Source organism: Phenylobacterium sp. SCN 70-31, assembly GCF_001724605.1.
In the GTDB taxonomy this organism is placed as follows: Bacteria; Pseudomonadota; Alphaproteobacteria; order Caulobacterales; family Caulobacteraceae; genus Phenylobacterium.
On sequence record NZ_MEEX01000042.1, the window covers coordinates 17,366 to 44,269 of the forward strand.

Sequence of the window (26,904 nt, forward strand, 5' to 3'; positions counted from 1 at the left end):
CCCCGGCCCGGCCGCGCGCAGCCCAGGGCTGAACGCCGGCGCCGCGGCGGGTCACGACGCAACAAGGGGGAGCGAAAGGACAGATGCGCGCCTTGGGTCCGGGCTCGGTTTCGAGCTTCCTGAAGATCATCCTGGACGTGGTCTTCGCCGCGCTCTGGATCGGTGTCGCGGTCCTCGCCCTCATCACGCTCGCGGCGCTGCTGCTGAGCTTCAATCCCGATCTTCTCGGCGCCATCCGCCTCGAAGGCGAGGCCGCCGAAGTCGCCCGGCGGGGCCCCCTGCTCACCGCTGGCCTCGCGGCGGCGGCGCTCTATCTGGCCGGCATCCTGGTCATCGTGGGTTCGCTGCGCCGGATCTTCACGACGCTGACCGCCGGCGATCCCTTCCATCCCGACAACGTGGCGCGCCTGCGCCTGATCGGCCTGATGCTGGCGGGGCTGGAACTGGGCCGCTATGCGGTCTGGGCCGTGGGCGCCCTGCTGCCGGGCGTGGAGCGCAGCCAGCCGAACATCGGCCTGACCGCCTGGTTCTCGGTGCTGGTGGTGTTCGTCCTGGCCGAGGTCTTTCGCGAAGGCGCGCGCCTGCGCCGCGAAGCCGAACTGACGATCTGAGGGGCCGGTCGAGACAACCATGCCGATCCGCGTAAGCCTGGACCGCGTCCTTCTCGAGCGGCGCATGTCGCTGACGGAACTCGCCGACCGTGTCGGCGTGACCATCGCCAACCTCTCGATCCTCAAGACCGGCAAGGCGCGGGCGGTGCGCTTCTCCACGCTGTCGGCTCTGTGCCGGGAGCTGGACTGCCAGCCCGGCGACCTGCTGGTCTACGAGCCAGGGCCCGACGACGCCCCGTTCGACGACGAGGACGGCTGAAGCCGGCGGCTACAGCAGCGCCCCCACCACGAACGCCGCGCCGGCGGCCAAGGCGCCCAGGGCGAACCACAGCAGTCGCGAGCCGGGCGGCGGGTCGGCCTCGACCGCCGCCGCCGTCCGTGGCTCGGTGAGGCGGGCGAGATTGCGCAGCGCCGTCTCGGCCTCGCCGGCAAGCTGCTTCATCCGGGTGGCGGGCGACAGCTCGCGGGCGATCCAGCGGCGCACCACCGGCTCGGAAGCTCCCCAGATGTCGTGGTCGGGGTCGATGCGGCGAGCGACGCCTTCGACGGTCATCATGGTCTTCTGCAGGAGGACCAGCTCGGGCCGCAGGTGCATCTCGAACAGGGCGGTGATCTCGAAGAGCTGGGTCAGCACGCGGCTCATGGCGATCGTGCTGGCGCTACGCCCGAAGACCGGCTCGCCCACCGCCCGCAGCGCTTGGGCGAAGGCGGCGACGCTGTGTCGCGCGGGCACGTAGCCGGCGTCGAAGTGCACCTTGGCCACCCGCGGGTAGTCGCGTTGCAGGAAGCCCCAGAGAATCTCGGCCAGATAGCGCCGCTCGGTCGGGCCCAGCCGGCCGATGATGCCGAAGTCCACGGCCGAGATCTTCGCCGGCGCCGCGGCGAACAGATTGCCTTCGTGCAGGTCGGCGTGGAACACGCCGTGATCCAGCGCCTGGGCCAGGAACGCCCGGGTCAGGTTGTCGGCCAGCGCCTTGCGGTCCAGGCCCGGCTGTTCCAGCGCCGCAGGGTCGGACAGGGGCATGCCCTCGGCCCAGCCCATGGTCAGCACGCGCTTGCCCACGCCCTCCCACATCACCTTGGGCGCGCTCATGTAGCCGTCGCGGCCCATCACCTCGGCCAGTTCGTCGGCGCCGGCGGCCTCCATCCGCAGGTCCAGCTCCAGTTCGGTGGCGCGGATGACCGTGCGGGCGAACTGGACGGGCTCGAGGCGGCGCAGGGGCGGCGCGAGCCGCTCGATCAGCCCCGCGGCGAGGGCCAGGACAGCGGAATCGGCCGCGACCCGGCGCTCGATCCCGGGACGCAGCACCTTCACCGCCACGCGCGCGCCGTCGTTCAGGGTCGCCTCGTGCGCCTGGGCCAGCGACGCCGCGGCCACAGGCTCGCCGAACGTGGCGAACAGCTCATCGACCGGCCGGCCGATCTCCTGGGCCACCTGGGCGCGGGCCTGGGCGGTGGGAAAGGGCGGCAGCTTGTCTTTGAGCCGGCTCAGGTCCTCGGCGAACGTCCGGCCGAAGATGTCGCCACGCGTGGAGAGGAGCTGGCCCAGCTTGATGGCGACGGGACCAAGGCCTTCCAGCGAGCGGGCCAGACGCTCGCCCGGCCGCCCGTCGCGACGGCTGGCGAAGATGCGCAAGCCGTTTCCCAAGGCGCGGACGCCCGGCGAATAGAAGGCGTCCAACTCGCGCGGCAGAAGGGCGTCGTGGCGGACCAGGGTCCAGCCGGCGCCCATGAGCCGGAAGAAGGCGCCCGCCGAGGCCATCGGCTCAGATCGCCCGGCCGGTATGGAGCGCGGCGACGCCGCCCGAGAAGTTGGTCCAGCCCGCCTGCGAGAAGCCGGCCTCGCCGATCATCGCGGCGAACGTCTTCTGATCGGGAAAGCGGCGGATGCTCTCGACCAGGTACTGATAGCTCTCGCGGTCGTTGGCGACCCGCGCCCCGATCTCGGGGATCACCTTGAAGGAATAGGCGTCGTAGGCCGCGCGGATCGCCGCGCTGCCCGGCCGCGAGAACTCCAGGCACAGGAACCGACCGCCGGGCTTGAGCACCCGGCGGGCCTCGCGCAGGGCGCCCGGGATGTCGGTCACGTTGCGGATGCCGAAACTGATCACATAGGCGTCGGCGGTCGCGTCGGGCAGGGGCAGCCGCTGGGCGTCGCCCACGGCCCAACACATCTCGGGCAGGCCGCCGCGTTCGACGCCCGCGGCGATCATCTCGGCGTTGTAGTCGAGGACGAACACGGTGGCGTCGGGGCCGCCCCGGCGCTCCTGCGCGCGCCGCGCCATCTTCGCGAACCGCCGGGCCATGTCGCCGGTGCCGCCGGCGCAGTCGATGATGACCTCGCCCGGCTGGGGGTTCAGACGCGCCGCCGTCGCGTCCTTCCAGAGGCGGTGCACGCCTGCGCTCATCAGGTCGTTCATCAGGTCGTAGCGGCGCGCGACGCTGTCGAAGACCCCGCGCACGAGGCCGGGCTTCTCGGCGGCGTCCACGTCGCGGAAGCCGAAGGTTGCGGTGGGTCCCGTCATGCGGCTGCTCATAGCGGGCCGGCCGCCGGTCCGCAAAGGCGCGTCTTGCGGCGCGCCGGACAGAAGCTTTGCGAGAAGGGTCGCCGGGGCGCCCCGGGAGCGCCGCCATTCCGCCTTGGCGCAGGCGCCGCGCCGTGCCAAGCCGGGGGCATGCCCGAACTTCCCGAAGTCGAGACGGTGCGCGGGGGCCTGCGACCCGTGCTGGAGGGGCGCCGCCTGGCGCGGGTGGAGGCGCGACGGCCCGACCTGCGGTTCCCGCTGCCGCCGAACTTCGTGCAGATCCTCACCGGCGCGACGGTGGTGTCCCTGGTACGCCGCGCGAAATATCTGCTGGCGCGGCTGGAGCGGGAGGACACCCTGGTCATGCACCTGGGGATGAGCGGGCGCTTCGAGATCGCCCGGCCCGAGGACTCAGAGCGGACAGGGGGCTCAGAGCGGCCCGGCCGGTTTCACTACGCCGCCGATCCCGACCCGAAACACGCTCATGTCGTCTTCGAGACCGAGGCCGGCGACCGCGTGACCTATTACGACCCGCGGCGGTTCGGCTACATGGCCCTGATCAACACCGCGGCCTTCGACCTGCATCCGTGGTTCGCGGGGCTGGGACCCGAGCCGTTGTCCGACGCCTTCGACGCCGCCCACCTGAAGGCCGCCTTCGCGGGCCGCCGGCAGGGACCGAAGACGCTGCTGCTCGACCAGAGGGTCGTGGCGGGCCTGGGCAACATCTATGTGTGCGAGGCGCTGAACCGGGCGCGGATATCGCCCTTCAAGCCGGCCGGATCGATCGGCGCCGCGCGGCTGGAACGACTGGTCCCCGAGATCAAGGCGGTGCTGGCCGAGGCGATCGAGGCGGGCGGATCGTCCCTGCGCGACTTCGCCCGCACCGACGGCGCCCTGGGCTATTTTCAGCACAGCTTCCGGACCTACGACCGCGAGGGCCAGCCCTGCCGCAACGACGGCTGCCGGGGCGTGATCGGGCGGGAGGTCCAGGCGGGCCGCTCGACCTTCTACTGTCCCATGTGTCAGCGATGAGAGGGCCGGCGATGAGGCGCGTGCTGACGGTCCTCGGCGCCCTGGCCGGCGCGGTCCTGGGCCTGGCGCCGGCCGCCCGCGCCGAGCCGCCGGTCTGGATCGTGCGCGACGCCGATTCCGAGATGCTGCTGTTCGGTTCGGTGCATCTGCTGCCGCCGGGCCTGGACTGGCGGCCGCGGGCGCTGGATGCGGCCATCGTGGCCGCCGACGACATCTGGTTCGAACTGGACGTTGGCCCCGAAGCCGAGCGGGAGGTCGCGCGCCTGGCGGCCGGGGCCGGCGTCCTGCCGCCCGGCGGGTCGCTGCTCGCCATGCTGGAGCCCGAGGATCAGACGCGCCTGATCCGTATGGCGGGGCGGCTCGGCGTGCCGATGGCCAACCTCGACCGGCTGGAGCCGTGGCTGGCCGAGGTGGCGCTGGCCACGGCCGCCTATGCCAAGGCGGGGGCCACGAGCGCGGATGGCGTCGAGGCCCAGGTGGCGGCGCGCCTGCCCGAAGGCCTCAGGCGGCGCGCCCTGGAGACGCCCGCCGAGCAGATCGGGTTCTTCGACGGCGCGCCACAGGACGTCCAGATCACCTCGCTGACCCGGACCGTGGCGGAACTGGAGACCGATCCCGACGGCTACCTGGATCTGGTCCGCGCGTGGCTGGCCGGCGACGCCCAAGCGCTGGACCGCGAGGCGTTGCAGCCGCTGCGCGAGGCCTCGCCCGACGCGTTCCGCCGGCTGGTGGAGGCCCGCAACATCCGCTGGACCGCCGAGCTGGACGCCCGGCTGAAGGGCGCGGGCCGCACGGTCGTCGTCGTGGGGGTGGGGCACCTCGTGGGCGAAGGGGGCGTGCCCGAGCGTCTGCGTGCGCTTGGCTATTCGGTCACGGGACCGTAAGTCCCTGCTCGCGGAGAAAAGCCGCGCGAGGAACCGGAGCGCCCCATGGCCTATGAGACCCTGATCGTCGAGACGCCCAGCGCGGGCGTGACCCTGATCCGGCTGAACCGGCCCGAGGCGCTGAATGCGCTGAACAGTCAGCTGCTGGGGGAACTGGGCCAGGCGCTGGACGCGGCGGAGGCGGACGAGTCGGTGCGCTGCGTGGTGCTGACCGGGTCGGACCGGGCCTTCGCGGCGGGCGCCGACATCAAGGAGATGTCCGACAAGTCCTACGCGCAGATGTTCGCCCAGAACTTCTTCGGCGAGGCCGGGCAGCGGGTAGAGCGGTTCCGGAAGCCGATCGTTGCGGCGGTGGCGGGCTACGCGCTGGGCGGCGGTTGCGAACTGGCCATGCTGTGCGACTTCATCATCGCCGCCGAAACGGCGAAGTTCGGACAGCCCGAGATCAACCTGGGCGTCATGCCGGGGATCGGCGGCACCCAGCGCCTGCCTCGGGCGGTGGGCAAGGCCAAGGCGATGGACATGGTGCTGACCGCCCGGATGATGGACGCCGCCGAGGCCGAGCGCGCGGGTCTGGTGAGCCGGGTGGTCCCGGCCGACAAGCTGCTGGACGAGGCCCTGGGCGCGGCGGCGAAGATCGCTGGCCAGTCGCCGCTGGCGGTGATGATGAACAAGGAGCTGGTGAACGCCGCCTTCGAGACCACGCTCTCCACGGGCGTGGCGGTGGAACGCCGGCTGTTCCATTCCCTCTTCGCCTTCGACGACCAGAAGGAAGGCATGGCGGCCTTCATCGAGAAGCGGAAGCCCGACTTCAAGGGTCGCTGAAGCGCGGGCGGGAAAGCGTCCGGGCGGCATTGACCCGCAAGGTCGGTTTCAGTATATCCGCGCCTCCAATTTCGCCTGCCGGGCAACCGGCGGGTGCTTCCCGTTTCGAGAAGAGTCCCGAATGGCCAATACGCCCGGCGCCAAGAAGGCGGTCCGCAAGATCGCTCGCCGCACCGCTGTCAACACCGCCCGCCGCTCGCGCGTGCGCACCTATCTGCGCAAGTTCGAGGAGGCCATCTCCTCGGGCGACGCCGGCGCCGCCAAGACCGCCTTCGTCGAGGCCCAGTCGGAGCTGATGCGCGCGGTGTCGAAGGGCGTCGTGCACAAGAACACCGGTTCGCGGAAGGTCTCGCGCCTGGCCGCCCGCCTGAAGAAGATGTCGGCGGCCTGAGCCGTCGCCGGCGGGGTTCCCACCCCGCCTTCGCCGCTAGGATTTCTGACAGGCAGCGCCCGTTCGGGCGCTGTTTTTTTGTGCCTCGGAAAAGGGCTTCCGATGCGCCGCTTGCGACCGTTTTGCTCAGCCTCTGGACCCGGCTTTCAGCCTTTCCCTTGGACCGAAAAGGGTCCCTGCCGAGTCAACAGAAATATGTCTGGCGGACGCAAAGAATCACCGTTGACCCCCCCGGCCCCCCCAGTAGTGTCAGCCCTCTTACAGGTTCATTCCCTTCGATCCCGGTCCAACCGGGGCAGCGGCGTAGCACATGTGTTCGCCGGATAAGGGATTGTTTGTATTGAATTTCATGTTGGTTGGGGGGTTCGGGGCCCCGGCCTGTCGGCAGTGGTGCGATGGGGTTTCGAGGAATGACGAGCGGGGGGGCTGCGGGAGCTATGGCGAGCGCGCCGGCGATGGCCGTGTGGAGCAAGACGTGCCAGGTTCTCAAGCGCGAACTGGGCGATGCGACGTTCGGGTCGTGGCTCGGCCAGGCGGCTCTGCGCGAGTCCGGGGACGAGGTGTGCCTGGTGGCCGCCACGGGCGTCGCGCGGGACTGGATCCGCAACAACGCCTGGCGCCGCATCGGCGAGCTGTGGGCCCAGAACGACCCGCAGGGCCGCCGCCTGGACCTGAAATGCCGGATGGACGTCGAGGCCGCCTACGCCCCGCCGGTGGCCGTCAACGCGGGCGGGAGCCGGGTCGCGGCCGCGCCGGCCGTCTATGAGGTGGAGGCGGTCGAGGCCGTCGCGCCGACGACCGCCCGGCACGGCCGCCTCCAGGGTCTCCAGGAACGCTATTCCTTCGACACCTTCGTCTCCGGCCCCGCCAACGAGTTCGCCTTCGCCGTCGCCCGCCGCGTGGCGTCCTGGGCCGACGGCCATTTCAATCCCGTGGTGTTCCACGGCCCCTACGGCTTCGGGAAGACCCACCTGCTGAACGCCCTGGCGTGGGAGGCCATGCGGACCGAGCCGGACCGCCGGGTCGTCTACCTCTCCGCCGAGCGCTTCACCTCGACCTTCGTCAACGCGTTGCAGACCCGTCAGACCCAGGCGTTCAAGGACGATCTGCGCAACGCCGACCTGCTGCTGATCGACGACGTCCACTTCGTGGCCGGCAAGACCCAGACCCAGGAAGAGCTGTTCCACACCCTGATCGCGCTGGTCGAGGACGGCCGCCGGGTGGTCCTCACGGCCGACCGCTCCCCTACCGAGCTGTCCGAGCTGGAGCCGCGCCTTCGCTCGCATCTCCAGGCCGGTCTCGTCTGCGGCATCGAGCCCGCCGACCGCAGCCTGCGCCTGGGCATCCTGGAGCGGAAGCTGAACACCCTGGCCCAGGCCCAGGGCTTCCTTCCCGGCGCGCGGCCCGAGGTGATGCAGTTCCTGGCCGACCGCTTCACCGACAGCGTCCGCGAACTGGAAGGCGCCCTCAACACCCTGGTGGCCCGCGTGGGCGGCGACATCGCCCGGCTGACCCTGGACGAGGCGCAGGCCATCGTGCGGCCGCATCTGTCCGTCACCGAGCGCAAGGTGACCGTCGACATGATCCAGAAGACCGTGGCCGAACACTATGCGCTGAAGCAGGCGGACCTGATTTCGGAACGGCGCGCGCGCGCCGTCGCCCGCCCGCGGCAGGTGGCCATGTGGCTGGCCAAGCAGATCACCACCCGCTCGCTGCCGGACATCGGCCGCCGCTTCGGAGGGCGCGACCACACCACGGTGCTGCACGCCGTGCGCCGTATCGAGGCGCTGAAGGCCGAGGATCCCGGTATCGCCCGCGACGTCGATGTCCTGCTGCGCAAGCTGCGCGGCTGAAGCGAGCGTCGGGGAAGGGCCGTAGAGGCCTGCGGACGTGCAGGCGTCTTCTGCTCGCCCCCGGAAAGCACGAACGGGCCGGGTGAGACTTCGAGCCTGCGCGCGAGCGGAAAGTCCCGTCATGGAGCCACGGACCATCACGGACGTCCGTGATGGCCGGTGATGGCACGTGATGGTCCGTGGTCGAAGAGAGGGGGGCGCCGCTTCTCGGCCTTTTCGGGACCGGGCGCGCCTTTTGTGTTTCTCGTGGACAACCTTCGAGCGGCGCCGACGCGCCTCAGAGCCCCAGCACGTCCCGGAGCGCCTCGGCGACGCGGCCCACGTCGTCGTCGGCCATGCCGGGATACAGGGGCAGCGACAGGCAGCGCGCGTACCAGGCCTCGGCGCCCGGCAGGTCCAGGGGGCCGTAGAGGTTGCGGTAGTAGGGCTGGCGGTGGACCGGGATGTAGTGGACCTGGGTTCCGACCCCCTTCGCCTTCAACGCCTCCACCACCTCCAGCCGCGTACGGCCGAGGCCCTCGAAGTCGACGAGCGCCACCATCAGGTGCAGCACCGGATCGCTCCAGGCCGGCCGGGCGGCCAGGCGCACGGCCGGCGCCAGCGGGGCCAGCGCCTCGCCATAGGCCGCGGCCAGGGCGCGGCGGCGGGCCGCGAAGCGCGGTAGCTTGGCGAGCTGGGACAGGCCCAGCGCACAGAGGATGTCGGGGAGGCGGTAGTTGAAGCCCGGCTCGGGCATCTCGTACCACCACGGCTCGCGGCCGGGCGGTCGCACCATGCCGTGCGAGCGGAGCAGGCGCAGGCGTTCGGCCAGGCGCGGATCGCCCGTGGTCACCATGCCGCCTTCGCCAGTCGCGATGGTCTTCACGGGATGAAACGAGAAGGTGGCCATCGCCGAATGGCGCACATCGCCGATTTGTTCGGTCATATCGCCGAAATTCATCGTCGTTCCGACGGCATGAGGGGCGTCTTCCACCAGCACCGCCCCGGCCTCACCGGCCAGTCGCGCCAGCGCGGGCAGGTCGCAGGCGTCGCCACGCAGATGCACCGGCAGCACCGCCCGGAGACGCCGGTCACCCACACGCCCCATCGCCTCGGCGAGCGTCGCGGGCGTCATCAGGCCGCTCTCGGGATCGACGTCGGCGAAGATCACGTCGGCGCCGACGTAGCGGGCGCAGTTGGCCGTCGCCAGGAAGGTGATGGAGGGGACGATCACCGCCTCGCCGGGTTTCACGTCCAGCGCCAGCATGGCCAGGTGCAGCGCCGCCGTGCCGTTGGAGCAGGCTGCCGCGTGGGGCGCGCCCACCGTCCCGGCGAACGCGCGCTCGAAGGCCTCGACTGTGGGGCCCGTGGTCAGGAAGTCGGCCTTCAGCGCCGCGGTCACCGCGGCGATGTCGTCGTCCTCGATGGTCTGGCGACCGTAGGGCAGCATGGCGGTCAGTCGCCAGCGCGCCGGCGGCGGTCGCGCGGCCGGTCGGCGGCCAGCATGCCCATGAGGCCCGGGTGGTCGAGCCACTCGGTGTTGGTGTCGCTGGCATAGCTGAAGTCGTCGGCCAGTTTCGCGCCGGCCAGGGGCTCGCGGGTGTATTCCACGAACGCCGGTTCGATGGCGTAGCGGTCGCCCAGATCCACCGTGTTCCGCGCGTCGTCGGCCGAGATCATCATCTCGTGCAGCTTCTCGCCGGGACGGATGCCGATGACCCGGGTCGGCAGGCCGGGCGCCAGCGCGGCGGCGATCTCGGTCACCTTCATGGACGGGATCTTGGGAACGAAGACCTCGCCGCCGTGCATCCGGTCCAGCGACGAGAGCACGAAGTCCACCCCCTCATCCAGGGTGATGAGGAACCGGGTCATCCGCGGGTCGGTGATCGGCAGGTCCGCGGCGCCGCGCTGGATCAGCCGCTGGAAGAAGGGGATCACCGAGCCGCGCGAGCCGACGACGTTGCCGTAGCGGACAACGGCGAACCGCGCGCCGATGTCGCCGGACAGGTTGTTGGCGGCCACGAAGGTCTTGTCGGACGCCAGCTTGGTGGCGCCGTAGAGGTTGATCGGATTGCAGGCCTTGTCGGTGGAGAGGGCCACCACCTGCTTCACACGGTTAGACAGGCAGGCCCACACCACGTTCTCGGCGCCCAGCACGTTGGTGTGGATGCACTCCGAGGGATTGTACTCGGCCGCGGGCACCTGTTTCAGGGCGGCGGCGTGGATCACGATGTCCACCCCCCGGAAGGCGAGGCTCAGCCGCTCGCGATCGCGCACGTCGCCGAGGAAGAAGCGCATGGCGCCCATCTTCTCGGCCCCAAAACGCTCGGCGAGGTCGATCTGCATCTCGCTCTGCTTCAGTTCGTCGCGCGAATAGACGATCAGCTTGCGCGGCGCGTATCGGGTCAGGACCGTTTCGATGAACCGGCGCCCGAACGAGCCGGTCCCGCCGGTCACGAGGATGACCTTGCCGTCGAGGTCGAGTTTGGTCGGCGCAAATCGGCCCAAGGGGCGCTCCGCGGTCGGTCTTCGAATCAGACCCTTTCGTCGCAGACCCGCGTAAATGGACCGCTAACCATGATCGGTCATGGTGTCGCACATGACCCGTTCCCCGCTCGCAGCGCCGCTCGCAGCCTGGCTCGCGCTGGCCGCCGTGGTCGCGCCCGCCGCGGCGCGAGCGGCCGGGGGCGAGAAGAAGAAGTCCGGCGGCGGCTCGTACGTGCCGGTGCAGAGCCTCATGGGCGCGACCATACGCCCGGGGGGACGCCGCGGCGTGCTGTCGGTGGACCTGGGACTGGACGTGCCGGACGCCGCGCTGCGGACACGGGCGGAACAATCGACGCCGCGGCTGCGCGCCGCCTATCTCCAGATCGTCCAGTCGTATGCGGCCGGCCTGGCCCAGGGCGCCGTGCCCAATCCCGACTACATCGCCCAGACGCTTCAGCGGCAGACCGACGCCATCCTGGGCAAGCCCGGCGCGAAGGTGCTGCTGGGCTCGATCATCGTGAACTGACGCGGGTCAGCCCGCGGCCCGGTCCATGAACGACGCCAGGGTCACATCCAGTTCGGTCACCCCGTCGGCGTCGTGGGTGGTCAGGACGACGTCGACCCGGTTGTAGACGTTGAACCACTCAGGGTGATGGTCCAGTTGCTCGGCCCGGATCGCCGCCCGCGTCATGAAGCCGAAGGCGGCGTTGAAATCCTCGAACCGGAAGGTCTTCGATATCGCGTCGCGGTTCCCCGGGGCCTTCGCCCAGCCGTTCAGCCGGGCCAGGGCGGCATCGGCGCCGATCTTCGCGGGACGCGTCATGGCGGTCTCCTATTCGAAGGCCAGGCCGGTCGCCGCGGCCAGTTCGGACAACGTCTGGTCCACGTCCACCACCTTGATGGCCTTCATGCCCAGGCCGGCGGCCGGCTTGCAGTTGATGCCCAGGTCGTCGAGGTAGACGCAGGTGTCGGGCTGCACGCCCAACAGATCGCACATCATCAGATAGATGCGGGGATCGGGCTTGCGGACTCCCGCCTTGCTGCTCTCGATGATGGCGTCGAACAGGGGCATCACCTGCCCCATGGCGCCGGCCGCCTTCTGGGCGCCGTCCTGGCCGGGCGAATGCACCGAGACCACGTTGTTGGTGATGCAGCCCACCTTGAAGTGCTGCTTGCACGCCTTCAGCGCCGATACCATCCGCGGCCGCAGCTCGCCCGACAGCCGGGGCAGCACGTCGGCGCCCCGCAGCGGGTGACCCAGAGCCGTCGATTCCTCGAGGAAGAGCTGGTCGAACCGCGCCGCGTCGATCTCGTTGCGCTCGAACAGCGCCCAGGCGTTGGTGTCGGGGTTCGTCGCGTTGACCCGCCGGACCAGGTCCTTGGGCAGGCCCCGTTCGGCCTCCAGCCGGTTGAAGGCCTCGAACGGCGAGGACGTGAACACCCCGCCGAAATCCCAGATCACCGCCTCGATCGCCAACACACAGCTCCTGCACCGGATTTAAGGTCGGCGGACGCTAGAGAGACGCAATCGGACGTGCAAGTAAGCGACGATGCTTCCCTACCGGTTTCCGCGCCCGCTCCGGATCGGGCTCTACGTGCTGGCGTGCCTGGTCCTGCTGACGTTGTGCCTGCTCCCGTCCCCGGACCTGCCCGACGCGCCCGGCGGGGATCGGCTGCACCATGTGGTCGCCTGGTTCATCCTGACGGTGACCGGCTATGCGCTGGCGCCGGATCGGCGGCTTGCGATTCCGGCCTTCGCCCTCGCGTTCGGGGCGTTCGTGGAGGTCGCCCAGGGGCTGGCCCCGACGGGCCGCCACGCCGATCTGCCGGACTTCGCGGCGGATGCGATCGGGGTGGGTCTCGGCGTCCTGGCGTTCGCCGTGGTCCGGCGGCTGGCGCCCGGGCGGGTCGGCGCGACCTGACACCGAGGTGATCGACGGCGTTCGCCGGCAGCCCTATGGTCGGCGCCATGTCCGAGACGCCCAGGCCGTTCATCTACCTCGCCGTACCCTGCTACGGCGGCCAGCTCACCCTGCACTTCGTCAGTTCGCTGCTGCGCCTCCAGGAGGCCTGTCGCGAGCGCGATATCGGGCTGCACGTGGAGATGATGGGTGGCGAGGCGCTGATCACCCGCGGCCGTTCGCGCCTGGCCGCCCAGTTCCTGGCCCATCCCGACTCGACCCACATCCTCTTCGTGGACGCCGATATCGGTTTCGCGCCCGAGAACGTCTTCCGGCTGCTGGAGTCGAAACGGGATGTGGTCGCCGCCGTCTGCCCACTGAAGCACATCGACTGGGAGAAGGCCCGGGCCGCGGCCAAGGCCGACGTGGCCGACCTCCAGTCGGTGGCCATCGGCTATGTCGTCCGTTTCCTGCCCAATCCGCAGAACAGCGTCGAGGTGGACGACGGCTTCGCGAAGGTCGCCTACGGCGGCACGGGCTTCCTGATGATCTCGCGCGAAGCCATGCAGCGCATCTGCGACGCCCATCCCGAGTTGCGCGCCCGGATGGGCGACATGGCCGACAAGCTGGCGCCCGAGGCGGTCATGGTCTTCGACACCATGATCGAGCCCGAGACGGGCCAGTACCTCTCGGAAGACTACGCCTTCTGCCGCCGCTGGCGCGACCTGGGGGGCGAGATCTGGGCCGACGTGACCGCGCGCCTCACCCATGTCGGCCACGCGGCCTACACCGGCAGTCTCATCCAGGCGCTGCGCCCCGCCTGACGCGTCTCCGACGGTTCCCGACGGTCACTCGGCCGGCGCGGGGGCCAGGCCGCCGTCCGGGGCGGTCCGGGTGGGAGCCGACGAGGCTGCTGCTGCGGCGGCGCGCCGTTCCTCGAGCGCCGCGCGGGTGCGCTCGTAGCTTTCGCGGTTGATGCCGTAGAGGGCGTAGAAGCCCACGGCGATCACACCCGGAATCGCCGCCAGGACGCTGTCCCAGAGCGCGAGGTCGAACAGCACGTCCGCCGGAACGTCGGCGTGGGTCCTGGCGTCCCGCGGGAACTGGATGAGCGTGATGACCGCGCCGGCCAGGGCGATCCCGATCGCGTGGTCGATTTTCCCCGCCAGGGTGCGCGTGGCGTAAAGCACCCCCTCCTGCCGGACGCCGAACTTCAGTTCGTTCTCGTCGGCGATGTCGGCCAGGGCCGACATCACGCTGATCTGCAGTACGCTGATCGCGCCGTACTGAACGGCGGCGAAGGCGATCAGGATCGGGGCCAGGCCCGGGGTCGAAGGACTGAGGATCCCCATCATGCCCAGCACCAGCGGGATGGGCGGGATCACCGCATACGCCAGCGCCGAGATCATGATGGTGCGCTTCTTGTCGATCCGCCCGTGCAGGCGCGGGGCGAAGTAGAAGGCGCTGAGATAGCCGGCGAGGCTGCCGAGCACGAACCAGCTCAGGGTCTCGCTGGAGAGGTCCCAATAGAACGTCGCCGCGTAGAGGCGCAGCCCCTCCCGCAGGCCGATCATCAGGGCCACGAAGAAATAGGCCGCCAGCAGCCAGACGTAATTGATGTTGCGCAGCGCCTTGCCGATGTCGCCGAAGAACTCGCTGAAGCTGAACAGCTTCGTGCCCTCGGGGGCCTTCGGAAGGAACGGGATCCGGTCCTTGGTCAGCCAGGCCGAGGCCAGCAGGCAGACCGAGGTGACGACGCCGATGGCGATGGCGTAGGACGGCCATGGTCCGGGGTTCATCAGGCCGCGCGGATATTCGGGCGTGCTGGGAAAGAACAGGCGCAGGGCCATGATGGTGGTGAGCGAACCCCCGGCCCAGTTGAAGAAGCTGAAATAGCCCATGACCTTCGACCGCTCGGTGTAGTGCGGCGAGAGTTCCGCCCCGAGGGCCAGGTGCGGGACATAGAAGAACGTCATCGCCTGCCGCATGAGGATCACCGACAGGGTCAGCCAGACCAGCAGGCCGGTGTGGTCCAGCCCCTGGGGCGGGCTGAAGATCGCCCAGCCGGTCACGCCGATGGGGATGGCCGCTGCGAACAGATAGGGATGGCGTCGACCCCATCGCGAACGTGTCCGATCCGAGATCGAGCCCACGACGGGATCGGAGAGCGCGTCCAGGATCAGGCTGGCCGAAAGCGCCAGTCCGACCATGTGGGCGGGTACGCCCAGGACCTGACTGTAGAACAGCAGGGCGAAACTGGAGACCGAATAGAGCACCACCGTTTCGGCGGCCCCGCCCAGGCCGAAGCCGAGTTTCGTGCGCATGGGCAGCCGCTCGGATGCGGCGCCCGCTGGTGCGGCCGTCATGCAGTTCCTCCCTGCGCTCTCTGGCGCTTTGGGAGGAGCGAAGCGGAGATCGCGCGGCCCGTCAATTGTGCCATACCGCGGCTTCGACTATCCGACGGGGGCCGAGGATCACGATTTCGGCGCCACGGGATGTCCGTGCGGCGAGTCTGTAACGGAGCCGCTACCGTTCCGTACGGTGCGGGTCGGGTCGCGGGGGCTAAGACGGCCGCGCCATTCCGGTCATGGGAGTACGCCTTGAGACATCTCGCGACGCTTGCGGCCACCTTCGCACTGCTCGCCGCCTGCTCCAAGGCGCCGGGCGGCGGGGACGCTCAGCCGGACTTCAACACCGACGTGCCGATGAGCGAGTTCATGCTCCACTTCGTCGACCCGGCCGCCTTCATGTACTGGCGTGGCTCGGGCGTGGAGGTGACGGAAGCGGGCGAACGCGACCTGTCCCCCACCACCGACGAGGGGTGGGAGACCCTGGTGACGGGCGCCACCATGCTGGTCGAGGCCGGGAACCTGATGCAGATCCCCGGTCGCACCCGCGCGCCCGAGGCCGACTGGAACAAGTACGCCCGGATGCTCACCGAGCGTGCGCTGGTCGCCCGCGACGCCGCCGAGAAGCGCGACAAGCAGGCCGTGTTCGACGAGGGCGGCCGCGTCTACGAAGTCTGCGTCGCCTGCCACGAGCAGTTCGTCATCGCGCCGCAGGAAGAGGCCGAGGCGCCCCTGCCGCCACACGATCCGCCCGCCGGCAGATAGTTCAGCGGAGTCGCGCGACGCAGCGGCCGTGCGGCCCGCCGATCATGTCGAGCGGTCGCGGCGGCGCGAGCCCCTCGAGGTCGCAGCGCTGGCGGTCGGGGCCGCCAGCCCATCCGCCCCCCAACCGGTCGCCTGCGAACCTGTCATCTACGAAACGGCCTGCCCCGAACCGGCCTCGCGTATCCTGTATGGCGACGCTGAGCGTGCCGCTTTCGCCCACCGGCATGTCCGCGCGGGCGTAAAGGCTGCGATAGCCGCCCGTGCCGACGCCGACCGCCACCTCGCCGTGGACCCGACGGTCGCGCTTCGGCACGACGCCCGCCACGGCGTCGGCCTCGTCGGCTTCCAGCGCGGGCGAACTCCTGAGATAGGCGTCGATCTGCTCGGCCACCGTGGGGTCGGCCACCCCGGGTTCGGCGACCGGGGGCTCGGTAACCTGGGGTTTGGGCGCCGTGGGTTGGGCCGCCGGCAGGACGGAGGCCGTGGCGATCGGCGCATCGCCCGCGCCGGTGGCGAGGGCGGGCATGGCCACGAAGGCGAGGGCCAGCGCCACGATGGTGGGCATGGCCGGGACGGGGCGCAGACGCATGGAGTGCTCCTTCGCCGCCATGAAACCCGTCAATTGCGGCGAAGGTGTTGCAGTCAGGGGCGCGCCTGCGCCGCCGCGACGTTGGCGACGATCCCGGCCTCATTGCCCGGTTGGCCCGCCGGAACCAGTTCGTAGAAGCCGGCCAACCGCAGGCGCACCACGACGGGCCGTTCGCCCGCGTTCGAGAACTGCCAGCCCTGGATACCGTCGAAGGGCGCCGTGATCGCGCCCTGCTGGCGGAGGCCGAAGCCCCGGCGGAACGACGACACCTTCATGCCTTCGCCGGGCTTCGGCGTGGTGTGGCCGTGCTGGTCGAAGGTGAAGTCGCGCGGGTCCACGTCGCCCACCACCTCCCAGGCGTAGGTCAGGGTGGCGTCCTTCCGCATGCGCACCTTGTATTCCAGGCTGGAACGGTCGGCGCCCGCCATGAACTCGCCGAGCGGGATCTCGACCACGTCGGTGCGGAAGGCGGTGTCGTACTCGCGCGCACGAGGCGCCGAGCCCGAGGTCGCGCCCACTTCCTGTTGCTCGGGCGCCCACAGGCGCGACAGGCCGCTCAGCCGGCCGAGGCCCAGGGGATCGCGGTTGAACTCGGCCGGCAGGATCGCGCCCAGCACGATCAGCGCGCCCAGCGCCGCTGCGCCGAGCGTGGAGGCGATCAGGGCGCCGCGCCCCATCGGCCGGCCCGGTGGCGCGTTCGGCGTTTCGGTCATGCCGGATCTCCGATGAGGAGGTAGCCCGCGAACTGCTGGCCGGCCAGGACGAAGCCCGCCAGCATCAACAGGATGTTGGCCGCTGTCGCCGTTCGACCGAACAGCGGCGTGCGCCGCCAAAGCGTCATGGCCGCGAGGATCAGCGACAGAGCCAGCACCTGCCCCAGTTCGACGCCCACGTTGAAGGCCGCGAGGTTGATCAGCAGGCCGTCGGGATTCAGCGACATCGCCTGCAGCTTGGTGGCCAGGCCCAGGCCGTGGATGAGACCGAAGCCCAGGACGGCCGCGCGGGTGTCGGGCTGGACGCCGAACAGTGTGCGGAAGCCGCCCAGGTTGTCGAACGCCTTGTAGACGACCGAAAGCCCGATCACCGCGTCGACCAGGAACGCGTTGGCGTGAAGGTCGAAGAACACGCCGGCCAGCAGGGTGATGGAGTGGCCCAGCGAGAAGAGGCTGACATAGAGGACGATCTGGCGCAGCCGGTAGAGGAAGAAGATCACGCCCACCAGGAACAGCAGATGGTCGTAGCCGGTGACCATGTGCTTGGCGCCGAGATAGGCGAAGGGGATCGGATCGCCGCCGCGCGCGGCGGCGACGAACGCGGCGTCGGTTCCGCCAATGTCGTGGGCGGCGGCGAAGCCGGCCCCTGCGAAGGCGGTCGTGCAGGCGATGAGGCCAAGAACCAGGAGGCGAGCGTTCCCCACGCCCCAGGCATATCCGCGATTCGCGGCGCCGACTAAGGTCGGGCCTGCTAAGGTCGGGCTTGGCGTTCCAGCGCCGCGACGGCCTCTCCGACCCGGTGGGGCCAGCAGCAATCGTGGGCTTCGTCCGCGACCTGGGCCTCGACGCCCAGGCGGCGCGCGGTCTCCAGGCCCTCGCCAGGCCTCACGGTTCGGTCGCGGGCGCCCAGCAGGTGGACCTGTGGAACCGGGCTCCGCGCCGAACCGAGGCCGCGCACGGCTTCGGCCTGGGGCAAGGGGGAGAGGCCGCGCGCGGTCGTCCAGTGATCGATGTCGAGTGGGGCGGCGAAGGTCACGAGGCCGGCCACGTCGTCGCGCGCCGCCGTCAGGGCCGCCGCCATCGTCCCGCCGCCCGACCATCCCACCAGCCGCACCTGCCGGGCGCCGGTCGCGGCCTTCAGCGCATCGACGCCGGCGTCGAGGGCTGCGAACGCCGCCGGTCCGAACCGGTCGCGTGACCAGGTCTCGGGGCGGCAGGCGGGATCGCGGGCGCGGGTGAACTGGCAGGGTCGCGCCAGCCAGGCCACCGGACCCGTGGGCCAGGCCTTGGCGATGGCGAGGCCCACGGGCCGGCGCGGCGTCGGGTCGGCGCTGGGCCGGCCGGCGGGATCGTGGGCGGGCCCGTCGCCCTCGATCACCACCGTCAGCACCGAGCCCGGCCGCTGGGCCGAGGGCGTGGCGGCGGCCAGCAGATGCCCGCCCGCGGTCACGTCGCGGACGGTCCAGCCCTCCGGAGCCGGCGGTGCGGTCGCGCAGCCGGCCAGCAGCAACAGCGGAGCGAGGGCGGCCGCCAGGGCCGCGCCTCGCGGGCGGCGCATCAGAAGCGGCCGCCCAGGGTGGCCCCGAACATGGTCTCGCGTTCGCCCTTGCGGCTCACCGTGGTGCTGCCGCCGACCGACAGGTAGCTGCCGGGCGTCAGGTTGAACGAGATGCCGGCGCCGAGGCGGCCGTAGTCGTTGTCGGTGCCGATCTCGTCCTTGAGATAGTGGTCCCAGGCGGCGCTGACGTAGGGCGAGAACCCTTCGAAGTGCCGGAACAGGGTGGCGCCGACCCGCAGGATCGACATGCTGTTGTCCACGGCGCCGATCGCGCGGCCGGCGTTGTCCACATAGGCGTCGGTGTCGGACTTCGACAGGAACAGCGAGGCCGCCGGCTGGAGCGACCATTCGGGGGCCAGGGCCACCGAACCTTCCACCGTCAGGCTGCCGAACCACTGGTCGCGCTCGGTGTCGCCCCGCGACGACAGGATGCCGAAGGTGCGGGCGTTGAAGACGTCCTGCTTGTTGTAGCCGACCATCCCGGTCACCGCGACGTTCGGCAGCACGAGCACCGAGCCGTACACGCCGCCGGTCCAGCCGTCGGACTCGTGCTCGACGAAGGGGCCGTCCAGGTCGGTGTCGCCATAGGCGGCGAAGACGCCCAGCATCGAACTGGAGAAACGGTAGTCGGCGCCGACGGCGACGCTGCGCGACCAGCCCTTCTGCTCGCGACCGGGACGCTTGTCCTTCAGGCGCACGCCCGTGGCGTTGACCCACAGGCCCAGCGGCGCTTCGGCCTCGCCCGCCGACATCCCGCGATAGCCATCCAGCGACGCACGGCCGCCCCCTCGGGCGCCGGCCGACAGCACCAGGGCGCGGGCCGCCACGAAGGCCTGGCCGTAGCTGGACGACAGGGCGTCGCCCAGCAGCGAGTTGAGGAACTGGTCGGTCTGCACCGCGGTCAGCAGCAGCAGGTTGCCCGTGGCGATGGTGATCACCGTGCCGTCGGGCGCCACCATGGTGGGCTCGGGCGTGGGCGGCGGCGTGGTGGGCGGAGTCGTCGGCGGCGTGGTCGGCGGCTCCGTGGGCGGCGTAACAGGGGGGGTGACAGGCGGCGTCACCGGCGGCGTGGTGGGCGGCGTCGTGCTGCTGCCCCCGAGCGCGTCGGCGCAGGCGCCGCTTCCCGTGACGGCGCCCGTGGTCGAGTTCACGGTGCAGGTGAAGGGCGAGGTGGTCCCGCCCTGCGTCACGTCGCCGGTATAGGTCTGGGTGGTTCCCGACGAGGTGATGTTGGTGAAGTTCACCGTGACGGGGTTGCTGGCGTACTCGCCGCCGCTGATGACGATCCGCAGCGAGGTCGGGCCCAGGACGGTGGTTTCGATCCGGGTGCCATCGGGACGCGTGATGACGGTGGTGCCCAGGCCGCCCGGGACCGTGACAGGCGGTGTCACCGGCGGCGTGGTGGGCGGCGTCGTCTGGGCCAGGGCTTCCCCCGCCAGGGCGGCGGCGGACAGGCCCGCAGTCAGGCCGATGATGCGCTTCAAGACAGAACTCCCCTCGATACTTGAGGGGGCGTGGCTAGCTGCGCCGTGGTGCGGATTCATCCCCCGATCGGGGGTGTGACATTCATCCCAAAGACCGTTGTTCGATTTTGGTGGCGACGTTCCGGGCGCTCGGACGGCCCGTATATGTCCGGCTCGGGCTCGGGCGGTTCCCGGCGGCTATCCGCGTTCAGTCGACGCTTTGCGGCTCGCCTGCGCGCCAGATCCTGTAGCGGACTTCGACGTCGGCGGGTGTGTACACGACCACCGGCAGCCGGCTGTTGTAGCGGATCAGAGTCTCGTCCGAGCTGCGTACGAACGCATCATGCTCCGAGCCCGGCGGGCAGCCTTTCAGAGTCGAGGCGGCCTGACCGAGATCCTTCAGGACATAGTAAGTGTAGCCCCAACCCTGGACAGTGCGCTCGGCGACCCGACCGCCGAAGAAGCGGATGTTGCAGTCGACCCGCATCGTCTTGCCGACGATGATCTCGACCTTCATGTCGGCCTCGGCGTCGGCCAGGGCGGGGAGCTGGATGACCGTTCGCTTCTGTCCCTTCGCCGCCGCAGGGTAGGGCCGTAGATCGGCCGAAGCCGAACTGCCGGCGGCCGGCTTCGGCGCCGGCTTCGGGGCCGGATTTGCGCACACCGGAACGGCGATGAAGGCGGCCAGGGCGAAGCCCGACGCGCCGACCGTGAGAGCGGAGCTTGTCTTCATGCCGACCAGAATTCTTCGGCGCGACCTTGGTTGCAAGACCGCAAGGGCCGGTTCGGCCCAATGTCCTTCAAAGGCTTCCGCGCCGGAGACGGCTGAAATCCGCCGATGGCGGATAGTCCTGTGAAGGCGACTGCGGATCGGACGGCAGCCGCGGTCGATGGCGCGATGAATGGACGCCCGGCACCAACTTCCAAGCTCAACGGCTGACGGGGACATTCCGTCACCGGACAGAGCACCAAGTCCTCCGGCGCGCGGCGTCAGGCGCAGCTCTCAATGGTAGCGCTGCTGCCAACGCCATCCAGGTGACAACGCCTGTAACTCTCCATTGAGCACCGCCTTGACGCGAACGGCCGCCGGCATCCAGGCGAAAGCTCCCCGGCTTTTCAGAGCAAAGGTCCGAAGATCGTCTGTTGGATCGACGGCCGTGCGACCTCGCAAAGGCCCCTTGCCGCCCTGGCGCAGCATCTGCGGTCGGTCGGAAAATACGAATCGGTATCCCACCCGGACTGCGAGCTCGACAACGCGCTTGTCGTAGTCGCCGTAGGGAAGGGACAGGAGATCGACGGGCCGACCAAGGGCGCCTTCCAGCGTTGCGCGGGATCGCGCCAGTTGGTCCTCGATAGCCTCATCGGTTAAGCGGCTCAGGTGCAGGTGATCGACAGAATGAGATCCGAGCGTCACCAAGTTTGGGGGCAAAGCGGCTAACTCGGCGAGGCTCATGACCACCTCCCCACCATCCCATTTGTCGTGCCGGCTCCACGCTGGTTCACGTCCGGTCCAACCTGTAGGCACGAAGACAGTCACCGGGATGTTGTGTTCGATCAGAACAGGCAATGCGTGATCGCGCACTGATCGAAACGCGTCGTCGAAGGTTACGGCAACATTGGGCCTCAAGGTGTCCAGTGGTCCCTCATAGGCCGCTGAGACGATGCTCGACGTCCGCTTCAGGTAGGCGATCTGCGCCTCAAACGCTCGACCATGTTCGGCTGTGACGGCATGGAAGTAGAGCACCGTCAGGGCGGGCGACCGCGGCAAAAGCCGCGCACCTGAGTCCCAGGCGGCTGCGACCGCTGTCTTGAAGCCACCGTCGGACGCCATTCTCGCCTCTCTAGGCACGGACCAGCTCTACTTTACACCCGATTTTTTCCATGGGACGAGGCGCGAAGCCAACCCTCTCCTCTATTGGGGTTTTGATGTTTCGCAGTTCCCCGAGGCGTCAACGCCGGCTTCGCCGCTGCGTCATCGTGGTCGAGAACCTTCCGGTTCCTCTGGACCGCCATGTCTGGCAGCAGGCAATCGCTCTTCGGGACGCCGGATGGCGAGTTTCTGTCATTTGTCCAAAGGGGAAGGGCGCCCGCGCCGGCCGTGAAATACTTGAGGGGATCGATGTATATCGCCATCCTCTGCCGCTTGAAGGCTCGGGCCTGACCGGCTACGCGCTGGAATACTCGGCCGCGCTGGCCTGCGAGTTTTGGCTGCTCATCCGGATCTTCCTCAAGCAGGGATTCGATGTCATCCACGCCTGCAACCCGCCCGACCTGATTTTCCTCGCCGCGGCGCCGTTCAAGCTGCTTGGCGTGCGCTTCATCTTCGACCATCACGACTTGGCGCCCGAGCTGTACGAATCCAGGTTCGGAAATAGGCCTCTCCACAAGATACTTCTCTGGCTCGAAGCGCTCTCGTTCCGGATGGCGGACCACGTGATATCGTCCAACGAGAGCTTTCGCGAGATCGCGTTGAAGCGCGGCGGAAAACGGCCGGAATGCGTCTCCGTCGTTCATACGATACCTGACACCAGCCGGCTGAAGCGCGTCGCTCCGGACCGCAGCGCGAGAGCGGGACGCGGCGTAGTCGTGGGCTATCTGGGCGTCATCGGGTTTCAGGACGGCCTCGACCATCTTGTTGACGCCGCTGTTTCGCTTCGTGACGACTATGGCCAAGAGGATTTCCAGGTCGTCGTCGTTGGAGACGGTCCTGCCCTTGCATCCACCCGCGATCAAGTGAGCAAGTTGGGGCTCGAAGCGCATTTCACCTTCACCGGCTATCTCTCCGGCGAGGCGCTGTGGGCGCATCTCAGCGATTTCGACATTGGAGTGATCCCCGACCCACGCACGCCCTTCAACGATCGTATCTCGATGAACAAGGTCTTCGAGTACAGCGCCCTTGGTATCCCGATCGCGAGTTACCCCCTCACCGAGACGGTGCGCCTACTGGGTGACGCCGCCGTCTATGCAGCGGAAGGGAGTCCGCGCGCACTCGCCACGGCCATTGGAAGCCTTATCGCCGATCCCGACTATCGGGGTGCAATGGCCCGCCAAGCCCTCGCAGTAGCGGAGGCCCGCTTCAATTGGGATCGAGAGCGCGCCGCGCTGCTTGCAGCCTACGACGGGCTCATGCCGCCGCCAGCCGATCCCGCCGATCTATGAAGCCCTCGGCGATGTCCGTCGTAGGCAGGCCCTCCACTCGACCCATTGAAGCGCGCTCCAGTCGCTTAAGAGTGGCGTTCGTAAGGGTCTCCAGCGTCACGTCGGTCCGCACGGCGTCCACCACCTCCGGCAGTGACTCCATCAGTCTCGTCTGGGTAAGGTCCGCGACTAGCGTGCAAGCATCGGCGATCGCGTCGTCGCTCATGGTCGAACGATGCTGCACGCAAAGGATCCGCTCCTGCGGATCAACGGCCGGCGTCACCAGTGGACTCAAGTCCCGTAGTCTCTTGAGTCGAGGGTGCCCCAGGACCTCCACATAGGAAAAGCGCCGCTGGCCGCCGCCACGAAGTCGCATCACCAAGTTGCGGCAGATGCCGCGTTCAATCGTCAGCGGCTGGTTGACGCCGCCGATGCTCACCGGCGCAAACGCGCGCGAAGCGACCAGGGCGCGAGACGTCCGCAACGCACCCGAATCTGTCTCTACCCGGACAGCGTCGGCTTCAATGTGCAGAGCCTCGACCTTGGCGCGCATTCGGATGGCGCCGCCGGCGGCGATCAGGCGCCGGCACAACGCGCCGACAAGGTCGGCCGCCCCGGCGGTCGGATAGCTGTAGGAAGTCCCAGAGATGGCGGAGCGCGCGGCTGATTGCCAGGCGCGCGCATACTTGTCGAACTCCCCGCGCGCTAGGGCTCTCATTCCGACGGCGACATGAAATCCGGAGCGAGTCCAACGCATGGGCAATCTGCAGCCCCCAACAAGGCTCTCGCACGGGTCGTACGCCAGCGGGACGTCAAACTCATTCCGTAGCGTGCGATAGAGACCCTGCCGATTCTCAAGGAGGTGGGCGCCGAACTCCACGTTCCCGTAACCGAGTAAATCCCGAGCGCCCCAGGCCCCTCCCGGTACGTCGCCTTGGTCGAGCAGGGTGACGGCGTGGCCGCTCTCCGCAAGCCGAACCGCTCGCAAGAGCGTCAGGGGGCCTGTGCCTATTCCGACAACAGTTGGCGTCACGCGACCCCGAAGAACCTGCGGACGGCAAGAGCGATGCGCTCGACCTCCTCGTCGGTGAGTTGCGCGTGGATCGGAAGGGAGAGCGCGCGATGGGCATGTGACGAGGCGGCCGGAAAGTGGTCGTCAGGTTGCGCCCCGAACAGTTCCTCGCGATGAAAAGGGCGCGGATAGTGGACCATGGTCGGAACGCCCGCGGCCGCCAAATGCGAGGCCAGGGCATCGCGTCGATCCAACCGAATAACGAACTTGTGCCAGGCATGTTCGACCCGTGGATCGAGCGCTGGCTGTTCGATGGGCAGGTCAGACAGGGCGGCGGAAAGTTGGGCGGCGATCTCACGCCGCGTCACCGTCCAGGCGGGGTGATGCTCCAGCTTCGCCGACAGAACCGCTGCCGCCAGACTGGGTAGCTGAGAGTTGTAGCCTAGCTCGACATAACGCCCATCCTCGCGACCGTGATAGCGCAGCCTCCGCGCATGGGCGGCGAGGTCGTCGTCGTCTGTCAAGACTGCGCCGCCGCTCCCCGGAGCACTCAGTACCTTCATAGGATCGAAACTGAGCGCGGAGACAGCGCCCAGAGCGCCGGCGGGCGTGCTCCCGAACCGTGCGCCAAAGGCCTGGGCGGCATCTTCTAACACCTGAAGTCCATAACGTTCGGCGAAGTCACAGACACGGGCTGGATCCGCCATTGCGCCAAATAGCTGGACGATCAGTATGGCCCTTGTCCGCTCAGTAACGGCCTCGGCGGCTCTACACAGGTCGATCAAGCAGCCAGGATCGACGTCCACGAGAACGGGCCTAGCACCAGTTCGAACGACCGCCGACGCCGTGGCGATGAATGACACGTCAGGGACCAGCACCTCGTCGCCAGGCCCGATACCGAGGCCGACAAGCGAAAAGAAAAGGGCGTCGGTGCCAGATGCAACGCATATGGCGTGCTTGCGCCCGCAAAGCGCCGCCAAGTCGGCCTCCAGACGCGCCACCTCGGGGCCCTGTAACATCTGTCCGCTGGCCAACACCCGGGCGACGATTGGCGTCAGCTCGGGGGCCATCGCCGCCTGTTCACGTCGGCACGCCGCGAACTCAATTGGAGGGAGGCTCACGTTGATACGAGGTCTTGCAGCGTTGTAGTCGATCCGACGAGCCGTTGGCGTATGAAATTGAGGTATTTTTGAACTCCGAGCTCTAGGTCGACCTGGGGTGCATACCCGAGCAACCGCCTGGCTTTTTCGATGCCCAGGGCGCCCCTGCGGGGCCGATACGCAAGCTCAGTATCTGTTGCTACAACCCTGAGGGCGCCGCCCGTCTGGCATGAGACGACACCAATAAGGTCACTCAGCGAACGCGCCTTTCCCAACGTAAGGTTGAACGTCTCGCCTCCGGCGGTTGGCGAGGTCGCAGCCAACAGTATGCCTTTGGCGAGATCGCCTACCCAAGTGAAGTCGACGAAGGTGCTTTCGGGGTTGTTTGCGACAAAGGGTTCGCCGGTCACGGCGGCTTCGCAGCATTTCTGGACCACGCGACCATGGATATCGGTGGGGCCGTAGACGCCAGACGGCCGCACGATCACGGCTTCATGCGAGGTCCGGTCAAGATAGGTTCGGGTCAGGATCTCCCCCGCCAGCTTCAAGCCTCCATACAAGTTGACAGGAGTGGTCGGCGCGTCCTCGGTGATGGGGTCGGCGGTGAAGTGTCCGTAGACCATGCTGGAGGAGGTGTAGACGAACCGGATCGAGCGGGTCTCTCTGCGTATGAGTTCCAGGCAGTTCGTTAGCCCTGTGGTCATGGAATCGGTCGCCTCGGCCGGATTGGCATCCACTTGATGCACGAGGGGCTGGGCAGCGAGATAGCAGACGCAGTCGGGTTCGAACTGGCGCATCGTCAACGCCAACTGGGCACGATTACCCACATTGCCCCGCACCCGACCTGCTCCGGCGAGCAGGCGTGATGATCGCTCCCGTAAATTCGCAGTAGCCGTCGGCGTCGTGTCGAAGTCGGAGAGATCCGCGATATCGAACACAGCCACGTGATGGCCGGCGTCCAAGAAACGACGGGCGAGATGGGCGCCCAGAAAACCTGCGCCTCCTATGATCAGCACGCGCATCAGCTTTCCCCACGCCGCCAAGCGACGGTAGCGCTTAGATTGCGCAGGTGGAAAGTGCAGTCGCCTTCAGGGCGAGCCCGCGTGCGTATTCACACGCCTAGAGCGGTCCCGCTCCAGGAGGAAGCGACATCCAGCGTAGCCATAGCGTGATAACGGCGAGGTGGGTAAGGCTGGTCGCCTGCTCGACGCTGAGCTTGGTGAAGGTGTTCATGGTCGTCGGTCGCATTGGAAGTCGCGCCAGCAAGTCCCGACGTTTCGACGACACCTCCGATACACGCCCGCAACGCCATCTCAGCAAGACGCCGCATGGCGCCGCTAGGGCTCGCTTTGATCGGCGGTAGGAAGCCTTGCTTGCCCAGCACTGGCACCAGCACCCTCGCAGCGCTTGTTCGTGCTGCTCTTTCGGCGTTTTAGGGGACGGTCGTCAAACGGTCCCATGGTTGTGCAAGTTGGTCGATTCCGCAGCCGTTGCACATCTCAGGCGTGCCCGAGACCGCTCGCGACGTTGCGAACGCTGCGCCTTTTGGCTCTTCGGTGGTAGCTGGGTGGTGACGAGTGCCTTGGAGATCGCACCTCGAGATTGCCCAAGCCGTTGATTTCGCTGGCGCACCCGACACGATTCGAACGTGTGACCTTTGCCTTCGGAGCAATTTAGCCTGCCTATCCTAAATGCACGACAGGGCACGCTACAATGCGATATGTAACTGA

General features: G+C 68.7%; 29 protein-coding genes and 1 pseudogene. 12 read left to right on the forward strand and 18 right to left on the reverse strand.

Annotated features, from left to right (window positions below; genetic code table 11):
• Nucleotides 1-83 precede the first annotated feature (83 nt).
• Nucleotides 84-611: a DUF2975 domain-containing protein gene (locus tag ABS78_RS21915; RefSeq protein ID WP_293384674.1), complete on the forward strand. Its 528-nt coding sequence runs from the start codon at nt 84-86 to the stop codon at nt 609-611.
• A 19-nt stretch (nt 612-630) separates the two neighbouring features.
• The gene (locus tag ABS78_RS21920) at nt 631-870 is read left to right on the forward strand and encodes a helix-turn-helix transcriptional regulator (RefSeq protein WP_293384677.1); all 240 of its coding nucleotides are present in this window, start codon (nt 631-633) and stop codon (nt 868-870) included.
• 9 nt (nt 871-879) lie between these two features.
• Here the strand turns inward: ABS78_RS21920 and ubiB are convergent, their stop codons facing one another.
• A complete protein-coding gene (gene ubiB / locus ABS78_RS21925; protein ID WP_293384681.1) occupies nt 880-2,373 on the reverse strand; it encodes a 2-polyprenylphenol 6-hydroxylase in 1,494 nt (497 codons plus the stop codon).
• 4 nt (nt 2,374-2,377) lie between these two features.
• Entirely contained in the window at nt 2,378-3,136 is a 759-nt protein-coding gene (locus ABS78_RS21930; RefSeq protein WP_293384684.1) for a class I SAM-dependent methyltransferase, read from the reverse strand.
• A gap of 150 nt (nt 3,137-3,286) precedes the next feature.
• On the opposite strand from ABS78_RS21930, the gene mutM reads away from it, so the two are divergent.
• The 5 genes from mutM to dnaA all read left to right on the forward strand — a co-directional run bounded on the left by mutM (nt 3,287) and on the right by dnaA (nt 8,121).
• Entirely contained in the window at nt 3,287-4,168 is an 882-nt protein-coding gene (gene mutM, locus ABS78_RS21935) for a bifunctional DNA-formamidopyrimidine glycosylase/DNA-(apurinic or apyrimidinic site) lyase (protein WP_293384686.1), read from the forward strand.
• 11 nt (nt 4,169-4,179) lie between these two features.
• Nucleotides 4,180-5,052: a TraB/GumN family protein gene (locus ABS78_RS21940; RefSeq protein WP_293384689.1), complete on the forward strand. Its 873-nt coding sequence runs from the start codon at nt 4,180-4,182 to the stop codon at nt 5,050-5,052.
• A gap of 45 nt (nt 5,053-5,097) precedes the next feature.
• Nucleotides 5,098-5,877 carry an enoyl-CoA hydratase gene (locus tag ABS78_RS21945; RefSeq protein WP_293384692.1) on the forward strand — a complete coding sequence of 260 codons (780 nt, stop codon included), beginning with the start codon at nt 5,098-5,100 and terminating at the stop codon, nt 5,875-5,877.
• A 121-nt stretch (nt 5,878-5,998) separates the two neighbouring features.
• Nucleotides 5,999-6,268 (forward strand): 30S ribosomal protein S20, encoded by a 270-nt coding sequence (rpsT, locus tag ABS78_RS21950; protein ID WP_293384695.1) that lies wholly within the window; start codon nt 5,999-6,001, stop codon nt 6,266-6,268.
• 395 nt (nt 6,269-6,663) lie between these two features.
• Nucleotides 6,664-8,121, forward strand: a complete 1,458-nt coding sequence (gene dnaA / locus ABS78_RS21955; protein ID WP_293384698.1) for a chromosomal replication initiator protein DnaA — start codon at nt 6,664-6,666, stop codon at nt 8,119-8,121.
• Between the two features lie 277 nt (nt 8,122-8,398).
• Here the strand turns inward: dnaA and pseC are convergent, their stop codons facing one another.
• Together pseC and pseB are read right to left on the reverse strand one after the other, a co-directional pair.
• Nucleotides 8,399-9,550, reverse strand: coding sequence for a UDP-4-amino-4,6-dideoxy-N-acetyl-beta-L-altrosamine transaminase (gene pseC / locus ABS78_RS21960; protein WP_293384701.1), 1,152 nt, complete (start codon nt 9,548-9,550; stop codon nt 8,399-8,401).
• Between the two features lie 5 nt (nt 9,551-9,555).
• Nucleotides 9,556-10,608, reverse strand: coding sequence for a UDP-N-acetylglucosamine 4,6-dehydratase (inverting) (gene pseB / locus ABS78_RS21965; RefSeq protein ID WP_293384704.1), 1,053 nt, complete (start codon nt 10,606-10,608; stop codon nt 9,556-9,558).
• A gap of 91 nt (nt 10,609-10,699) precedes the next feature.
• On the opposite strand from pseB, the gene ABS78_RS21970 reads away from it, so the two are divergent.
• The gene (locus ABS78_RS21970) at nt 10,700-11,113 is read left to right on the forward strand and encodes a Tat pathway signal protein (protein WP_293384707.1); all 414 of its coding nucleotides are present in this window, start codon (nt 10,700-10,702) and stop codon (nt 11,111-11,113) included.
• A 6-nt stretch (nt 11,114-11,119) separates the two neighbouring features.
• Here the strand turns inward: ABS78_RS21970 and ABS78_RS21975 are convergent, their stop codons facing one another.
• Both ABS78_RS21975 and ABS78_RS21980 read right to left on the reverse strand, forming a co-directional pair.
• Nucleotides 11,120-11,410 (reverse strand): 4a-hydroxytetrahydrobiopterin dehydratase, encoded by a 291-nt coding sequence (locus ABS78_RS21975; protein WP_293384710.1) that lies wholly within the window; start codon nt 11,408-11,410, stop codon nt 11,120-11,122.
• A 9-nt stretch (nt 11,411-11,419) separates the two neighbouring features.
• Nucleotides 11,420-12,064: an HAD-IA family hydrolase gene (locus ABS78_RS21980; protein WP_293384713.1), complete on the reverse strand. Its 645-nt coding sequence runs from the start codon at nt 12,062-12,064 to the stop codon at nt 11,420-11,422.
• 73 nt (nt 12,065-12,137) lie between these two features.
• On the opposite strand from ABS78_RS21980, the gene ABS78_RS21985 reads away from it, so the two are divergent.
• Together ABS78_RS21985 and ABS78_RS21990 are read left to right on the forward strand one after the other, a co-directional pair.
• A complete protein-coding gene (locus ABS78_RS21985; RefSeq protein ID WP_293384716.1) occupies nt 12,138-12,509 on the forward strand; it encodes a hypothetical protein in 372 nt (123 codons plus the stop codon).
• Nucleotides 12,510-12,556: 47 nt separating this feature from the next.
• Nucleotides 12,557-13,312 carry a hypothetical protein gene (locus tag ABS78_RS21990; protein ID WP_293384719.1) on the forward strand — a complete coding sequence of 252 codons (756 nt, stop codon included), beginning with the start codon at nt 12,557-12,559 and terminating at the stop codon, nt 13,310-13,312.
• Between the two features lie 24 nt (nt 13,313-13,336).
• Here ABS78_RS21990 and ABS78_RS21995 read toward each other — a convergent pair whose 3' ends face one another.
• Nucleotides 13,337-14,854 carry an MFS transporter gene (locus ABS78_RS21995; RefSeq protein ID WP_293384722.1) on the reverse strand — a complete coding sequence of 506 codons (1,518 nt, stop codon included), beginning with the start codon at nt 14,852-14,854 and terminating at the stop codon, nt 13,337-13,339.
• Nucleotides 14,855-15,088: 234 nt separating this feature from the next.
• On the opposite strand from ABS78_RS21995, the gene ABS78_RS22000 reads away from it, so the two are divergent.
• Entirely contained in the window at nt 15,089-15,601 is a 513-nt protein-coding gene (locus ABS78_RS22000; protein ID WP_293384725.1) for a hypothetical protein, read from the forward strand.
• Nucleotide 15,602: 1 nt separating this feature from the next.
• On the opposite strand, the gene ABS78_RS22005 is transcribed toward ABS78_RS22000, so the two are convergent.
• From ABS78_RS22005 to ABS78_RS22035, 7 genes are all read right to left on the reverse strand, one after another.
• Entirely contained in the window at nt 15,603-16,190 is a 588-nt protein-coding gene (locus tag ABS78_RS22005) for a hypothetical protein (RefSeq protein ID WP_293384728.1), read from the reverse strand.
• Nucleotides 16,191-16,243: 53 nt separating this feature from the next.
• Nucleotides 16,244-16,903 carry a hypothetical protein gene (locus ABS78_RS22010; protein ID WP_293384731.1) on the reverse strand — a complete coding sequence of 220 codons (660 nt, stop codon included), beginning with the start codon at nt 16,901-16,903 and terminating at the stop codon, nt 16,244-16,246.
• Nucleotides 16,900-17,523, reverse strand: a complete 624-nt coding sequence (locus ABS78_RS22015; protein ID WP_293384757.1) for a HupE/UreJ family protein — start codon at nt 17,521-17,523, stop codon at nt 16,900-16,902. Before ABS78_RS22015 ends, ABS78_RS22010 begins: the two co-directional genes overlap by 4 nt.
• A gap of 131 nt (nt 17,524-17,654) precedes the next feature.
• Nucleotides 17,655-18,461, reverse strand: coding sequence for a hypothetical protein (locus ABS78_RS22020; RefSeq protein ID WP_293384733.1), 807 nt, complete (start codon nt 18,459-18,461; stop codon nt 17,655-17,657).
• On the reverse strand, nt 18,461-19,945 hold the full coding sequence (locus ABS78_RS22025) for an autotransporter outer membrane beta-barrel domain-containing protein (RefSeq protein ID WP_293384736.1): 1,485 nt from the start codon (nt 19,943-19,945) through the stop codon (nt 18,461-18,463). Before ABS78_RS22025 ends, ABS78_RS22020 begins: the two co-directional genes overlap by 1 nt.
• A 187-nt stretch (nt 19,946-20,132) precedes the next feature.
• Nucleotides 20,133-20,657, reverse strand: a complete 525-nt coding sequence (gene eco, locus ABS78_RS22030; RefSeq protein WP_293384739.1) for a serine protease inhibitor ecotin — start codon at nt 20,655-20,657, stop codon at nt 20,133-20,135.
• Between the two features lie 270 nt (nt 20,658-20,927).
• Nucleotides 20,928-21,755, reverse strand: coding sequence for a polysaccharide deacetylase family protein (locus ABS78_RS22035; RefSeq protein ID WP_293384742.1), 828 nt, complete (start codon nt 21,753-21,755; stop codon nt 20,928-20,930).
• Nucleotides 21,756-21,901: 146 nt separating this feature from the next.
• Between ABS78_RS22035 and ABS78_RS22040 the strand changes: the two genes are divergently transcribed.
• Entirely contained in the window at nt 21,902-23,083 is a 1,182-nt protein-coding gene (locus ABS78_RS22040; protein ID WP_293384745.1) for a glycosyltransferase family 4 protein, read from the forward strand.
• Here the strand turns inward: ABS78_RS22040 and ABS78_RS22045 are convergent.
• From ABS78_RS22045 to ABS78_RS22055, 4 genes and pseudogenes are all read right to left on the reverse strand, one after another.
• The gene (locus tag ABS78_RS22045; RefSeq protein ID WP_293384748.1) at nt 23,049-23,819 is read right to left on the reverse strand and encodes a hypothetical protein; all 771 of its coding nucleotides are present in this window, start codon (nt 23,817-23,819) and stop codon (nt 23,049-23,051) included. The two genes, ABS78_RS22040 and ABS78_RS22045, sit on opposite strands and share 35 nt — an antisense overlap.
• A gap of 108 nt (nt 23,820-23,927) precedes the next feature.
• Nucleotides 23,928-24,095 (reverse strand): annotated as a pseudogene (locus ABS78_RS23965) (NAD(P)-binding protein); the annotation flags it as partial.
• Complete coding sequence (locus ABS78_RS22050; protein ID WP_293384751.1) at nt 24,092-25,144, reverse strand: DegT/DnrJ/EryC1/StrS family aminotransferase; 1,053 nt, start codon at nt 25,142-25,144, stop codon at nt 24,092-24,094. The gene ABS78_RS22050 and the pseudogene ABS78_RS23965, both read right to left, overlap by 4 nt.
• 47 nt (nt 25,145-25,191) lie before the next feature.
• Complete coding sequence (locus ABS78_RS22055) at nt 25,192-26,196, reverse strand: NAD(P)-dependent oxidoreductase (protein ID WP_293384754.1); 1,005 nt, start codon at nt 26,194-26,196, stop codon at nt 25,192-25,194.
• Nucleotides 26,197-26,904: the final 708 nt, after the last annotated feature.